Source organism: Dolichospermum sp. FACHB-1091, assembly GCF_014697585.1.
GTDB lineage: Bacteria > Cyanobacteriota > Cyanobacteriia > Cyanobacteriales > Nostocaceae > Dolichospermum.
In genome coordinates this window covers 97718-110835 of the sequence record NZ_JACJSB010000001.1, presented here as the reverse complement: position 1 = coordinate 110835, position 13118 = coordinate 97718, and the positions used below count along the sequence as shown (strand labels likewise).

Here is a 13118-nt window from a genome sequence, read left to right as displayed (position 1 = left end):
ATGGATTGGAAAACAGCATCTTCCTACTATGAAACCCGTTTAACCGACGCTTTAAATATCCAAAGACACGCGGTTAATTTAGCCAACTTACCTCAAGCAGAAGTTCCCCCTAAATTAAAACAAATCCTAATACAAGAAGCACAACCCGCACGTCGTCAACTAGAAAGACTCAAAAAACGTGAATTTAGAATTGCAGTAGTCGGGTTAGAAAAAGCCGGAAAAAGCACCTTTGTTAATGCTTGGTTAGAATGTGACTTACTTCCAGCAAAAGGAGGAAGATGTACATTTACCACCACACAAATTTATTCAGTTGAACATGAATCAGAACAAAGACTAGAAGTACAAGCAAAGACAGAAGCTGAATTTATTAACTTACTCAAAGAATTAGAAAAAGCTCAAGCTCAAGAAGATATTAATACTATTCGCACCAATGAAATCACTTTACAAGAAGTCAGACAAGAAGGAAATCTAACATTTCCATTTACGAGATTAGAGGATATTCGAGAACCTTTAAAAAAATATGTCGCAGATGAAAAATATGCTCATGCTGTGTTAGAAGCGAGACTTTATACAAACAAACTTGCACAAGCTGAAGGGATTGTATTTTATGATGTTCCTGGTTTAGATTCTGGTTTAGCAAAGCACGTTGACGAAGCTCAAGAAATGTTATCAGATTGTGATGCTGTGATATTAGTACAGCGTTTTACCAGTCTGCGAGAAAAGGAATTAGAAATCATCAAATTTACAGAACAGGGAGATAAAAACGTCACCGTTGCTGATAAATTATTTGTATTTTTAAGTCGCATTGATTCATTAGGTAGTGCAGAAGCAATGAAAACCCACATTCAAGAAGCTGCTCAAGATTGGTTAAAACGGGCAAATTTACCAAATCATAGAATAGTTTCTGGTTCTGCTGGTGCATATTTGCTATTAAATAATATTGCTGGAGAACAAACTAAATTAGAAATAGGAGATACTCATGTTATTCAATCTCATTTACAAAGATTAACAGGTATTGATGATGTGGAAATTCTCAAAACAGATGCTACTGGTATGCCGATAATTAAGGAGAAAATCTTTGATTATATTAATACCGAAAGAGTCGCTATTTTAAGGAAACGGTGTGAAGCTTCTCTAAATACAATTATTAGCACATCTGAAGAAATTTATCGTTTAGTTAGTAAAAATCATCCAGAAAATCCTGAACAGGCCAAGCTATTTGCGGAAAACAATCAACGGGTTTTATTTGCAGAATGGTGGAATCAAAAATGGTTAATCATTAAAGCTGATTTACAAAAATATTATGATACCTATGTTGTCAATAAAGCTGTAGAAGATTTAACTGCTAATTCCTTAACTCAAATAGAGAAGTTTCGAGAAGGATATCTAGAAATCGTTGATCAGGAAATGCAGAAACTCCGAGAGGAAACATTTAAAAAGAAAGATAATATTTTTCTGGCTAATTCCAATCCTGAATTTGATAGAATGAAAGCTAACTTTGCTTGGAGAGAGGATTTGTATAATGATATAAGTAGACTTTTATCTAATATTGCTAGACAATTGGCTTTAGAATTACAACATGAATCCTTAAACTTGGTTACATATATGACAAGTTTATTATGGGGAAGTGATCAAGTAAAAGCTAGGTTAATTGAAAATTCAGAAGATTATTTTTTGGCTAAATTGGAAAATAGTCTTAGTGTTTTATTTTTGCGGTTTGCGCGGCCTGTCGCAGAAGCATTAATTAGAGGTCCTGTTAATAGTGACACTCGCAATAAAATCATTAAAGGTCTGGGGGTAGATATTGAAATTGTTGACAATTATTATAGTGGTAAAGAACCTGCTTATAGTCTTTTGAAAAGATATGTCAAATATGGTGCAGATTTACTTTTTAACTTAGAAGTTCGTCAACAGGTATTGGGAATAACGGGAATAGTAACAGGAATAGCAACAGCAGCTATTAATAATGAAATACCACAACAAGCGGTAATTTTTGAAGTGGAAAATGATATTAATGCTTTTGAGGAATATTTAAAGTTTGCAATTTTTAACGCTGCTAGTTTTGAATCCTATTGTATTCAAGAACTCAAGGGTTTAGTTGATAGTTTTCGAGAAAAGGAAGGTACTTGGACGGGGGTAGCTTTGAATGAATGGTTACAAGGAAATCCACTTTTATTAGCGGAGATACCAAATAATTTAAAATCACAAACATCTAATTTAGAAGTTAGTGAAAGATTACGACAATTATCTATTGCTTTAAAAAGTAGCTTTAAAAATTGGTAGGGTGCGTCAGATATCAACAATCTGTTTATTTGCAGGATTTATGCAGTAGTAAAGCAACTGACAACAGCACATTGGTATGGTGCGTCAGATATAAACAATCTGTTTATTTGCAGGATTTATGCAGTAGTAAAGCACCCTACAACTCCTCTATTTTCCAACGGATTTTACACACCTGTTGTACAACATCAGTATAACCGCGAATTATATTCGCCCACTTCCAAGACTTCCAAGAGGAATTTAACCCACGAAGGTGGGTTTTGTTTGTGTAGAAGCGGTTTCTAACCGCCTTTGAAAATATTGTTAAAATGGGAGGTAGAACCTCCCGGAAAGCATTCCCAGTCGGAGACTGGGAACGAGGAACGAGGGATAAATAGATAGAGGTATAAATAATGACCGCCATAACCTTACAAATACCAAAATCACTAAAATTCACAGATGATAAATTTGTGGAAATAGTTGCTGCTAATAAAGATCTACGTTTAGAATTATCATCACAAGGGGAATTAAGTATCATGTCACCAACAGGAGGAGAAACGGGAGATAGAAACCTCGAATTAGGCGGACAAGTTTGGTTTTGGAATCGCCAAAATGGTTTAGGAAAGGCTTTTGATTCTTCCACAGGTTTTAAATTACCTAATGGTGCTACCCGTTCTCCTGATGTATCTTGGATCAAGATAGAAACATGGAATACACTTGCACCAGAACAAAGAAAAAGGTTTCTGCCTTTATGTCCTGATTTTCTGATTGAATTAGTTTCTGAAAGCGATGATTTAGCCGATACTCAAGCCAAAATGGGGGAATATATCGCCAATGGTTTACGGTTAGGTTGGTTAATTAATCCTAAAAATAAACAAGTAGAAATTTATCGCCAAAATCAAGAAGTAGAAATTTTACAATCTCCTACAAGTTTATCTGGAGAAGATGTATTACTAGGATTTATTTTAGATTTACAACCAATTTTTTAATTATAGATATAGCGTTTATCATTCAGATGCTATATAGTTAAATATGTATACATTGCACCACAACAGTTTAAAGTGTGTTGTCTTGGGAATCAAAGGTAATTAAGAACCAAATATTCTAAAATCTAGCTTTTTTCCCTATCAGGGAGAAATCCGCACCCTAAATTGGGTAAGCGTCGCGCTAGGATGTAATACATTAACGGCATCATCTCAGACTATCAGTTAATTATGGAAAATTCCCCCATCAAGGCAGTTCAAGCTTCTTATTACGGTGACAGTTCCTTCCGCACACCGCCGCCAGATTTGCCTTCTCTACTGTTAAAAGAGCGAATTGTCTATCTGGGAATGCCTTTAGTTTCAGCAGACGAATACAAGCGTCAAATGGGTGTTGATGTAACGAAGCTGATTATTGCTCAGTTACTCTATCTGAAATTTGACAACCCAGACAAGCCCATCTTCTTTTACATCAATTCTACGGGTACATCTTGGTACACAGGTGATGCCATTGGTTACGAGACCGAAGCCTTTGCCATTTGTGATACCATCAATTATATCAAGACCCCTGTACATACAATTTGCATTGGTCAAGCTTTGGGAACAGCAGCGTTGATTCTATCAGCGGGGACTAAAGGCCATAGAGCTAGTTTACCTCATGCCACTATTGTCCTCAATCAACCCCGCAGTGGTACGAGGGGTCAAGCAACAGATATTCAAATTTACGCTAAGGAAGTGTTAGCAAACAAAACAGCTATCCTGGATATTTTCTCGAAAAATACTGGACAGCCCCCCGAAAAAATTGCCAAGGATACTGAGCGAATGTTTTATTTAACTCCCCAACAAGCTAAAGAATACGGATTAATTGACCGTGTTTTAGAAAGCATGAAGGATCTACCCAAACCCCTACCAGTCATCGCTTAAGTTACCTGCAATCATACCAAATTTTGAAGCTAATTATCCATCATGCCTGTTGATTCAGCACTTCGAGTACCTTATAACATTCCTGGTAGTAATCAGTGGCAATGGGTTAGTATTGGTCAACGCATGGCTCAGGAACGCATTCTTTTCTTGAACCAGCCACTTACTACCAATGTGGCCAATTCCCTCGTTTCCTCAATACTGTATCTGGAGTCAGAGGATGCAACTAAACCCATCTATCTTTATATCAATTCTCTCGGTGATCCTGTCCTAGCTGGTATGGATGAAACCGCTGGTATGATGTCAATTAAGGCTTGTTTGGCAATCTATGACACAATACAGTACATTAAGTCAGAAATTGTCACTATTTGCTTAGGTCAAGCCGTGGGTATGGCGGCCTTAATTTTATCATCGGGAAGGAAAGGCAAAAGATTTAGTTTACCTCATGCGAATATCGCCCTGACTCAGTTTAGTGTGGCTACTCGCGGTCAAGCAACCGATATTCAAGTTAACGCTGAAGAAGTTTTGCTGAAAAAATCGGTGATTATTGATATTTTTTGCCAAAATACGGGACAAACAGCCGAAAAAATCTCGAAAGATAGTGAACGTATTTTCTATATGACTCCCCAGGAAGCACAGGAATACGGAATAATTGATCGGGTGCTGGAAAGTACCAAGAATTTAGCAAAATCTCTTCCAGTTTGATCTCAATTGACAATTACGGAAAATCTACAGTTCTATCTTCATAGTCTCTACTAAAATTGTCCTATGCCTATTGGTATTCCCAAAGTTCCTTATCGTCTCCCTGGTAGCAGCTACGAACAATGGATCGATCTCGAAGATCGTCTATTTCGGGAGCGGATTATTTTCTTGACAGAGGAAGTAGATGATGGTATTGCTAATGCCATTGTCGCTTACTTACTTTATTTAGATTCCGAGGATCAGAGTAAGCCAATTTATTTATATATCAATTCTCCCGGTGGTTCTGTAACGGCAGGTTTGGCAATTTACGACACGATGCAGCACATCAAATCTGAGGTGGTGACAATTTGTGTCGGTTTGGCTGCGTCCATGGGATCTTTTCTTTTGGCTGCGGGAACTAAAGGTAAACGCATGGCTTTACCTCACTCCCGGATTATGATTCATCAACCTTCCGGTGGTACTCGTGGACAAGCTTCTGATATCGAAATCGAAGCTAGAGAGATTTTACGGCTACGTCACCAATTAAATCAAATTTATGTTGATAACACTGGTCAAAGTTTAGAGAAAATTGAGAAAGATATGAATCGTGACTTTTTTATGTCTGCTCAAGAAGCTCAGGAATATGGTTTAATTGATCGGGTGATTGAAGAACGTATTTAGGGCTTGCTGATAGCGTAGCGTGGCGTTAGCCATATAAAGCTAAAACCGTTTATTCATAGGGGTTTTGAGGATTTTCCGAACAAAAAAGGGCAAGGTTTTGGCAAATGGAGTCTCAAAACAGTTGCATTTTTCCTTGTCGGATATGGGAAATTGAGGATATCCAGATAGCTGAAACTGTTCCCTGTTCCCTGTTAAGAGTTCCCTCCCCTCACAGACAACTTTTTCAGCAAACTTCATTTAGATAGTAGAAAATAATTCAAAATTCAAGATGTAAAGTTCATTTGAATTTTGAATTTTGAATTTTGAATTGGAGTTAAGCCAACATGGATCTTCAAGATTGCTATCGTTTATTGGGTTTAAGGTCGGGAGCTTCTTTTGCGGATGTGAAAGCGTCCTATCGCCGATTGGTACAGCAATATCATCCTGATATTAATCCAGATGATCTCAAAGCAAAAGATAAATTTATTGCGGTGAATGAGGCTTATAAATTCCTGCAAATGATCTTATCACCGCAGGAAATTAAGCCACAGTCTCATGGACTGAAAACTCAGGTTTCTGGTTTTTCAGAAGTGAAAACGCAGGTAACAACAGCAAATATCAAAGTTACATCTCACCCAGCAAATTTGGAGGATATCGAACAACGGTTAAAATGGAAGACTTATGAACAATTACAGCGGTTTTTACAAGCAAGACGTTTTCCCCAAGCGATCGCTTTAGCGGAAGCTTTACTGGCACGTTTACCAGCAGATGTAGAAGTACGTCAATGGTTAGCGATCGCTTATCAAATCTGGGGACGGGCTTTAATTACAGAAAAACAGTTCCCAAAAGCCAGAATTTACCTGAAAAAAGCCTTAAAAACCGACCCAGACAATAAAGCTTTATGGTCTGAAGTTCAGCAGGATTTTCAGCGTTTGGGAGTTTAGGTAATGGGTAAATTATTATCATTGTGTCTCTTCCTGAGAAGGAAGCCAATAGTAAATAAACTTTTAATTTTGTTTAGGTACTTATAAATCTAAGGTAACCAAGGAAAATCCCGAAAGTTAGGAAGACGCTTTTCCAAAAACGCTTGTTTTCCTTCCGCTCCTTCTTCTGTCATATAATAGAGAAGAGTGGCATTACCGGCAAGTTCTTGTAAACCAGCTTGTCCATCACAGTCTGCGTTAAATGCTGATTTGAGACAACGAATAGCTATGGGGCTTTTTTCTAAGACTTCTTGCGCCCATTTTATCCCTTCTATTTCTAATTGTTCCACGGGGACAACAATATTAACCAAGCCCATTTCTAAAGCTTGTTGGGCGTTGTACTGACGGCAGAGAAACCATATTTCTCGCGCTTTTTTTTGTCCTACTATTCGCGCTAAGTAACTTGCACCAAAACCACCATCAAAACTGCCTACTTTAGGTCCTGTTTGCCCAAAAATGGCGTTATCAGCCGCAATAGTTAAATCACAGATTAAATGGAGAACATGACCGCCACCAATAGCATAACCCGCGACTAGGGCAATTACTACTTTGGGCATGGAACGAATGAGACGTTGTAAGTCTAGGACATTTAAGCGGGGAATACCTGTATCATCTACATAACCTGCTTGTCCCCGGACACTTTGATCACCTCCTGAACAGAAGGCGTACTTACCATCCGTGTGAGGTCCTGTACCTGTAAATAAAACTACCCCAATATTAATATCTTCCTTAGCGTCCGAAAAAGCTTCGTATAGTTCAAATACGGTTTTAGGACGGAATGCGTTACGCTTGTGAGGACGGTTAATAGTAATTTTGGCGATACCGTCGGTTTTTTGGTAGATGATGTCTTCGTAGGTTTTGATGGTTTTCCAGTCAATTTGCATGGTCATATGTTGTGAATTTAATTTGTATAAGTCTGGCGGATAAGATTTGCACCCCACAAGATTTAACTATTTTAGGATTATAAAATTTAGATGCCTAACAGCTTACAGTGGGTTCTTGTGCTGGAACATTTTATTGCGGACGTGGAGAGGTGTGAAAAATTCGGCCATATTTTGGTGTGGAAAACATTTTGCATTTTACCTGTAGTCAGTTGGACGTTGCCAAAGTCACTTACAGAACGTCCATAAACACGAGCAAGTTTAATGAGTTCGTTCGCTTTAAGACGACGTTCTCCTTTTTCATTAGTTAGTATAGTGGGTTTTATTTTTGAAAATATCAGTTGTTACGCCGCTATATCTTGTGGTGGGGGCATACTTCGGCAAGCTCAGTACAAGTCCTGCCCGCTATAATTATACAAATTAAATGCAGTACATCTAAGGTAGAGTGTGTTAGCTGTCGTCGTAACGCACCAATCCACTATATTAGCACAGGAATCTCAATAAATTTACGGTGTTGCATAATGCCAGTATGAATTATGCAACGACCTAAGAAGAATTAAGAGGATGTTTTTCAAGTATTGGGCGAATATAGCCTAACTCTAAACATTGGATACTTTATACAAGCATTCTGACTCCTAAATTCTTAACTTTGGCACTAATCTAGAAAACCCATCAAAATTTCGGAATCATCAAAAGTATTTGGGGCTATTGGGCGATTTCCGAATATAGAATAGTTTTGAGCAATTACCAAAGTGCTGGAAGCAATGGGACGAATACCAGACAAATTAATACTATCAACCACTTGGAATGTGTTTGCACCTATGGGACGAATTCCCATTGAGTTGTAGGTATCAACTACCTGTAAAGTCCCTGTGGTAATGGGACGCATTCCAGCCACTATCATTGTTCCTTGAGAACCTTGTTCAGTATTACCACTATTTTCTTGATTATTTTCTGTCACTGTTATTTCTCCTTTGTATTTGATGACACTTATTTAAACTCAATCTTTGTCTGTTAAGTGAATTTTACAATAGTTAAGGAAAGAAGTATTTTTTTCCCATATATTAAGAGTCTAACCTTAAATCACCATATATCACAGGTTGAACCTAAGATTGATATATTTTTTAATGAGGTTATTATAGCTTCCTGGGTTAGCCATAAAAGTCTTTTTGTGAGGACTAGAAGCCAGACTTCGACTTCACTGAGTCGAACGGAGTGAGGAGGAAGAAAGAAGTTAGAATCATCTAGTACCTGATAGCCTGTGTAAGTGTGGACTCCTTAACCCAAGAATCTCCGTGTCTTTAGACTGGTGAGTGTCAAAAGATCAGTACCATAATCAAAAATCCTTCAATTAAAGGATTAAGTAACTATGCCATTGAGGATATTGACGGTTTTTTTCTGGTATTAATAAACGCCAACTTTTGCCTTCTTGCTGAATTTGCAGATAAACTTCAAAGGGCTTTTGCACTTGTTTAAAACTGCGTTTTGGCAATTTCACAGTCAAGTCATAATTTCCCCGTACCCGATAAGCTGGTAAGTTTTCAATAGTCAGGGGTTGCTGTTGAGTAATAGATATCCGCTGAAGCTGAATATTAAATTTTTGGAAATTTAAATCTAATTGTTGGTTAAGTTCCTGTTGGGTTTGTTCTAGCTGGAGTGCGACCGCTTTTTGAACCAACTCCGGTGTCGGTAATAGGACAATACTACTACAAGCTGTGATCAATATCAGCAAAATCGCCGTCAAAACAAACCTGATCATTTTTTATACTCCTTTCTGGTCTTGGTATAACCTTGTTTTATCCACCATTCACAGGGGGAATTAAAACCACTTCATCACCATTTTGTAAAATAGTATCTGCTTCAACAAATTGAAGATTTACACCAAAGCGGGTTAGTTCACTCCAGTGGGATAATTCTGGATATGTATTAATAAAGCGATCACACAGTGATCTCACCGTTGTACCATTAGGAAAATCCAATATCAATTCAGACACACCACAGGCTTCTTGATAAGCAGCAAATAACTTAACGGTTACAGTAATCACAGATTTAGACATATAATTTTCCCATATCCTATTTATTCAGCTAATTTAATCAAGAATTGCTCACAAATCAGTACCTTCCCTTGGTCAACAACCTGAAACCCTATTAATATAGTAACGATTTTATTGGGTTTAGGAAATATTTTTGGAAAATTGACACAAGTATTGTCATTTACCAATATTTAAAATAAAGTATAATACCAATTTTATCTGTCTGTCAGAAATAAATGCCATTTTGTAGTTATAAGGAAAGAATTTAATTAAAAATTTTGGTAAAAAATCCCTCTTAATCTCTTTACTCTGTGTCCTCTGTGCCTCTGTGGTTAGATAAATTACAATTCAGCCGCTAACTCATAGACATGAAAGAGTTAAAAAAAGATTAATAAATCCTGTAACTTATCAAAGCTAAACTTAATTGCATCTGCTATGGCACGCAAAACAAAAACAGCATCCTCAACTACAGTAACTCCTCTAGCACTTTCTGACTTACATCTTCAGCTAGAAGGTTTAGAGAAAGAACACCAATCTCTATTAAAGCAGATTAAAAGGAAGCGGACAGAATTAAATAACTTCGTCGAAAAAATGCGTTCTTTAGCGACAGAAGTATTTCATCGAGTTAGTCCTAATATGAAAACAATGGCAGAATTAGATGCAGAAATTCATGCTTTGTTTGCAGAAATTTTAACTACGAGAAAGATGGGAAAACAAAGCCAGAAAAATATCCAATCACTATACAGAAGTTTGCAAATGGGAGGAATTATTAGCTATAAACCTATTGATGATCAAGAAAAAGATGATCATGAAGAATTAGATGAACTATTTGAAAATGATGATTCCCAGGAAAATCATCAACGTCGTCGTCAATTTTGGGAAGCAGAAAGAGATTCTGAATCTCCTGCTGTGGGTAAAACAGATGAATCTAGAAAAATCAGACAGACCTTTTTGCGGTTAGCAGAGATATTTCACCCTGATAAAGTTAAAGACAATGAAACCCAAATTACTCATACGGAGATTATGAAAGAAATTAATAAAGCTTATCAAGAAGGAGATTTAGCGAGACTTTTAGAAATTGAACGTAAATATGAAGTGGGAGAAACAATTGATAATAATAACGAAGATGATTTAAGTCGTAAATGTCAAACCATAGAACACCAAAATCAAATTCTTAAAAATCAATATGAGAAATTGAAACAGGAACTCCGGTTAGCAAAAAATACTCCAGAAGGGTCAATGGTTGCTGATTACAAAAAAGCAGCTAAACAAGGTGTTGATTCTATTGCATTGATAGTGGAAACCATGCAAGCTCAAACTAAGATAGTTGCGGAAATTCGTGATTTTGTTCAAGATTTTAAAGATAAGAAAATAACTATTAAAGAATTTCTCGCAGGTCCAGAAAGTCTCCGTTCTATGCAGGAGGATATGATGGAAGAACTAATGGAAAAAATGATGGAAGAATTTGGGGAGATGATGAATTTTAATTAGCAAATTATTTTAAGATTTGCTAAAAATAACTGAGAGATCTTTTTACGCCATCCGGGACTTTTAAAGGTTTCTAATGTATAAATTGTATTATGGGAAGCGGAAGGCTTGAAAAATTTAGCCGAAAAATTTCCTAATCAAGCTGTAGAAAAAACTTCTATGGGAGATGCGAGTATTGTACTCTTGGATAAGTTTATATTGTTGAGCGATCGCATTCACAATTACTTTTTTTGTTTCTTCTAATCACCATATCTTAAAAATTTTAACTCTTTTTGGTATAATTAAAGCTTGTCAAGTTTCCTCTGATTGCGTCTTTTTATTACGCTAACATCAAAAATGACTATATTAATCAGCAAGACTGATGCAAAATAACGAAAATTTGATTTATAATACAAGTATTAATTAAATAAAATATATGTAGTTTTGATCATGCTGAAAAAACTCATTCTTGAAAACTGGAAAAGTTTCCGTTATGCTGAACTTCCACTTGATCCTTTAACTGTGCTTATTGGCACTAATGCAAGTGGTAAGTCTAATGTGGTTGAAGCTTTGGAATTTTTGCAAAGAATAGCTAATGGTGAAAATATTGAAGCAGCTTTAGCAGGAAATAAAACACTTCCTTCTCTTCGTGGTGGTGTTGAATTAGCCGCAAGGAAAGGTGAGAATGAGTTTAGTTTAAATGTATTAATTCAAGGTGAGGATGATACAGTTGAGTATATGTATCTTATTAAAGTCAAAACAATCTCTGAGCCTAAAATTATAGAAGAATATATTTACGAATATACAATTTTAATTAACGAATATGGAGATGGTAAAAAACTTATATCTGTTTCCTCAGCAGCTAATCAGGATAATTATTCTGTGGATACAAGTTTTTTAAATATTGTAGATACTTCAATAGAAATTATAAGAAAAAATATAATAACTCTTGAAAATGATCAAGAAAAAAAACTTATGGAAGAAGTATATAATACTTTTCTCTTACCAAAACAAAAAAAACGAATTTGTATTAATTCTTCATTAAAAAGAATTTTTTTACTAAATCCAGTGGCTTCTAATATGAGGGATTATTCAAGCTTGTCTAACGTACTAGAAAGTGATTCTTCAAATATTGCAGGTTTCTTAGCAGCATTACCAGATGATAAAAAAACAGAAATTGAAAATACGCTATCTGAATATTTAAAAGATTTACCAGAAGGTGATATTAAAAAAGTATGGGCAGAAAAAGTAGGAAGATTGGGTACAGATGCAATGCTTTACTGTCAAGAAGAATGGAAACCGGGAGAAATTATAGAAATTGATGCTAGAAGTATGTCAGATGGAACATTACGCTTTCTAGCCATTCTCACAGCATTATTAACCCGTCCTGAAGGTAGTCAAATTGTCATAGAAGAAATAGATAATGGTTTACATCCTTCCCGTGCAGCATTATTGGTGAAAATATTAAAAGAAATTGGCAGTAAACGCAATATTGATATTTTACTCACCACCCATAACCCAGCTTTATTAGATGCTTTTGGTTCCGAAATAGTTCCCTTTGTAGTTGTCGCACATCGAGATTCAGAAACAGGAGAAAGTAAACTTACCCTTTTAGAAGATATTGACAACTTCCCCAAATTATTTGCATCTTATTCCTTGGGACAAATGACAACTAAAGGCGCAATTGAACGCAGCCTTTCTCATGGGGAGTAATTGAAAATATGAGAAAAGTTTTATTAATAGATACATCTTTATTGTGTGTTTGGTTAAAAGTTCCAGGTAAAGAAACTACTGGTAATAATAAATGGGACTTTGAACTTGTTAACGAGAAAATTCTCACAGAAATTGAAAAAGGAACAACCTTGGTACTTCCATTAGCCACAGTGATAGAAACAGGAAATCATATTGCTCGAGCTAAAACTGCAAATTCAGATAGTAAAAGAATAACATCAGAAGAATTTGCCAAAATCATGATTGCTGCTGCTGATGAAAAAAGTCCTTGGGCTGCTTTTCGTGAACAAATTGTATTATGGGAAGCAGAAGGATTGAAAAATTTAGCAGAAAAATTTCCTAATCAAGCTGTAGAAAAAACTTCTATGGGAGATGCGAGTATTGTAGTCTTGGGTTGGTATTATCACCAAAAAGGTTTTCATGTAGAATTTCTGACAGATGATGATCGTTTAAAATCTCAAGAACCACCACAGCCTCAGCCACCGACACGCCGCAGTAGTCGCGGAAAATAATGAGAGTATT

General features: G+C 36.2%; 14 protein-coding genes. 10 read left to right on the top strand and 4 right to left on the bottom strand.

The window, feature by feature from the left end:
* The 6 genes from H6G25_RS00545 to H6G25_RS00520 all read left to right on the top strand — a co-directional run bounded on the left by H6G25_RS00545 (window position 1) and on the right by H6G25_RS00520 (window position 6445).
* Window positions 1-2283, top strand: a complete 2283-nt coding sequence (locus tag H6G25_RS00545) for a dynamin family protein (protein ID WP_190390817.1) — start codon at window positions 1-3, stop codon at window positions 2281-2283.
* A gap of 389 nt (window positions 2284-2672) precedes the next feature.
* Window positions 2673-3248, top strand: coding sequence for a Uma2 family endonuclease (locus H6G25_RS00540; RefSeq protein WP_190390816.1), 576 nt, complete (start codon window positions 2673-2675; stop codon window positions 3246-3248).
* Window positions 3249-3473: 225 nt separating this feature from the next.
* A complete protein-coding gene (locus H6G25_RS00535; protein WP_028083913.1) occupies window positions 3474-4163 on the top strand; it encodes an ATP-dependent Clp protease proteolytic subunit in 690 nt (229 codons plus the stop codon).
* Window positions 4164-4205: 42 nt separating this feature from the next.
* Window positions 4206-4865, top strand: a complete 660-nt coding sequence (locus tag H6G25_RS00530; protein WP_190390815.1) for an ATP-dependent Clp protease proteolytic subunit — start codon at window positions 4206-4208, stop codon at window positions 4863-4865.
* 63 nt (window positions 4866-4928) lie between these two features.
* Window positions 4929-5522 (top strand): ATP-dependent Clp protease proteolytic subunit, encoded by a 594-nt coding sequence (locus H6G25_RS00525; RefSeq protein ID WP_190390814.1) that lies wholly within the window; start codon window positions 4929-4931, stop codon window positions 5520-5522.
* 323 nt (window positions 5523-5845) lie between these two features.
* Window positions 5846-6445: a J domain-containing protein gene (locus H6G25_RS00520; RefSeq protein WP_190390813.1), complete on the top strand. Its 600-nt coding sequence runs from the start codon at window positions 5846-5848 to the stop codon at window positions 6443-6445.
* Between the two features lie 89 nt (window positions 6446-6534).
* On the opposite strand, the gene menB is transcribed toward H6G25_RS00520, so the two are convergent.
* The 4 genes from menB to H6G25_RS00500 all read right to left on the bottom strand — a co-directional run bounded on the left by menB (window position 6535) and on the right by H6G25_RS00500 (window position 9422).
* The gene (gene menB / locus H6G25_RS00515; RefSeq protein ID WP_190390812.1) at window positions 6535-7368 is read right to left on the bottom strand and encodes a 1,4-dihydroxy-2-naphthoyl-CoA synthase; all 834 of its coding nucleotides are present in this window, start codon (window positions 7366-7368) and stop codon (window positions 6535-6537) included.
* A gap of 652 nt (window positions 7369-8020) precedes the next feature.
* Window positions 8021-8326, bottom strand: coding sequence for a hypothetical protein (locus H6G25_RS00510; protein ID WP_190390811.1), 306 nt, complete (start codon window positions 8324-8326; stop codon window positions 8021-8023).
* Window positions 8327-8716: 390 nt separating this feature from the next.
* The gene (locus H6G25_RS00505) at window positions 8717-9124 is read right to left on the bottom strand and encodes a hypothetical protein (protein WP_190390810.1); all 408 of its coding nucleotides are present in this window, start codon (window positions 9122-9124) and stop codon (window positions 8717-8719) included.
* 37 nt (window positions 9125-9161) lie between these two features.
* The gene (locus H6G25_RS00500; RefSeq protein WP_190390809.1) at window positions 9162-9422 is read right to left on the bottom strand and encodes a MoaD/ThiS family protein; all 261 of its coding nucleotides are present in this window, start codon (window positions 9420-9422) and stop codon (window positions 9162-9164) included.
* Window positions 9423-9833: 411 nt separating this feature from the next.
* On the opposite strand from H6G25_RS00500, the gene H6G25_RS00495 reads away from it, so the two are divergent.
* The 4 genes from H6G25_RS00495 (at window position 9834) to H6G25_RS00485 (ending at window position 13108) form a co-directional block, all read left to right on the top strand.
* Window positions 9834-10889: a J domain-containing protein gene (locus H6G25_RS00495; protein WP_190390808.1), complete on the top strand. Its 1056-nt coding sequence runs from the start codon at window positions 9834-9836 to the stop codon at window positions 10887-10889.
* Between the two features lie 105 nt (window positions 10890-10994).
* Window positions 10995-11129: a hypothetical protein gene (locus H6G25_RS21435; RefSeq protein WP_277881620.1), complete on the top strand. Its 135-nt coding sequence runs from the start codon at window positions 10995-10997 to the stop codon at window positions 11127-11129.
* Between the two features lie 186 nt (window positions 11130-11315).
* A complete protein-coding gene (locus H6G25_RS00490; protein ID WP_190390807.1) occupies window positions 11316-12578 on the top strand; it encodes an ATP-binding protein in 1263 nt (420 codons plus the stop codon).
* Window positions 12579-12586: 8 nt separating this feature from the next.
* Window positions 12587-13108 carry a hypothetical protein gene (locus tag H6G25_RS00485; RefSeq protein WP_190390806.1) on the top strand — a complete coding sequence of 174 codons (522 nt, stop codon included), beginning with the start codon at window positions 12587-12589 and terminating at the stop codon, window positions 13106-13108.
* The last annotated feature ends 10 nt before the right edge of the window (window positions 13109-13118 follow it).

What these genes read in the sequence shown, in the direction of transcription:
- H6G25_RS00485 (WP_190390806.1), top strand. Translation starts at nt 12,587, where the DNA reads ATGAGAAAAGTTTTATTAATAGATACATCTTTATTGTGTGTTTGGTTA.
- H6G25_RS00490 (WP_190390807.1), top strand. Translation starts at nt 11,316, where the DNA reads ATGCTGAAAAAACTCATTCTTGAAAACTGGAAAAGTTTCCGTTATGCT.
- H6G25_RS00505 (WP_190390810.1), bottom strand. Translation starts at nt 9,124, where the DNA reads ATGATCAGGTTTGTTTTGACGGCGATTTTGCTGATATTGATCACAGCT.
- H6G25_RS00495 (WP_190390808.1), top strand. Translation starts at nt 9,834, where the DNA reads ATGGCACGCAAAACAAAAACAGCATCCTCAACTACAGTAACTCCTCTA.
- H6G25_RS00520 (WP_190390813.1), top strand. Translation starts at nt 5,846, where the DNA reads ATGGATCTTCAAGATTGCTATCGTTTATTGGGTTTAAGGTCGGGAGCT.
- menB (WP_190390812.1), bottom strand. Translation starts at nt 7,368, where the DNA reads ATGCAAATTGACTGGAAAACCATCAAAACCTACGAAGACATCATCTAC.
- H6G25_RS00525 (WP_190390814.1), top strand. Translation starts at nt 4,929, where the DNA reads ATGCCTATTGGTATTCCCAAAGTTCCTTATCGTCTCCCTGGTAGCAGC.
- H6G25_RS00535 (WP_028083913.1), top strand. Translation starts at nt 3,474, where the DNA reads ATGGAAAATTCCCCCATCAAGGCAGTTCAAGCTTCTTATTACGGTGAC.
- H6G25_RS00540 (WP_190390816.1), top strand. Translation starts at nt 2,673, where the DNA reads ATGACCGCCATAACCTTACAAATACCAAAATCACTAAAATTCACAGAT.
- H6G25_RS00500 (WP_190390809.1), bottom strand. Translation starts at nt 9,422, where the DNA reads ATGTCTAAATCTGTGATTACTGTAACCGTTAAGTTATTTGCTGCTTAT.
- H6G25_RS00530 (WP_190390815.1), top strand. Translation starts at nt 4,206, where the DNA reads ATGCCTGTTGATTCAGCACTTCGAGTACCTTATAACATTCCTGGTAGT.
- H6G25_RS00545 (WP_190390817.1), top strand. Translation starts at nt 1, where the DNA reads ATGGATTGGAAAACAGCATCTTCCTACTATGAAACCCGTTTAACCGAC.